Origin of the sequence: Vibrio sp. 1727 (genome assembly GCF_033344415.1) — a bacterium.
Taxonomy (GTDB): domain Bacteria; phylum Pseudomonadota; class Gammaproteobacteria; order Enterobacterales; family Vibrionaceae; genus Vibrio; species Vibrio alginolyticus.
The window spans coordinates 1-534 of sequence record NZ_JAWPOT010000617.1 but is presented as its reverse complement, the minus strand read 5'-3'; the positions used below and the strand labels follow the sequence as shown (position 1 = coordinate 534).

Annotated in this window: 1 protein-coding gene; it reads right to left on the bottom strand. The window is 43.1% G+C overall.

All coding sequences use genetic code 11. From position 1 onward, the window contains the following. Nucleotides 1–439, bottom strand: a 439-nt coding sequence (locus R8O10_RS27235; protein ID WP_318192234.1) for a Lon-like protease helical domain-containing protein, incomplete at its 3' end; no start/stop codon positions are given. Nucleotides 440–534: the final 95 nt, after the last annotated feature.

Sequence of the window (534 nt, the reverse complement as noted above, 5' to 3'; positions counted from 1 at the left end):
GGTTTTTCAAACGATCAGCACGGCTAAAGTACATTTCGTTATCAAAAGCTAATGGCAGCGCGTTAAGCAATTTCCCCATTAAGGCTTCAATATCAACACGTAGTTTGTTACCGATTCCACAAGGGAGCTTTAACACTTTAGGCGTGCGTGTATCTTCAAAATTCGCGACGTAACACCAGTCAAATAACGCATCGGCGTCATGCTGGTGACGATTCAAATAGCGCAGAATCATCGTGCGCTTACCTAGCCCGTTCTGACCGATGGCGTAAATGTTGTACCCTTTTTCCTTAATTGACATCGCAAACTCGACCGCTTTTTGCGCACGCTCTTGTCCCACGATTTCGTCAATAGGAGGCAGTTCCTTGGTCGACTTACATGGCATATTCTCTAGATCCGCTACAGAATACAGCTGTTGAGGTTCCAATCTTAGTATTGCCATATCCGCTTCCTTTTTCTTATTGTCGTAACTTGAGTGTAGAGATTATTTGCTTAATTTTAAGTGATTTAGCTTACACCATGGTTTAATCGCACACT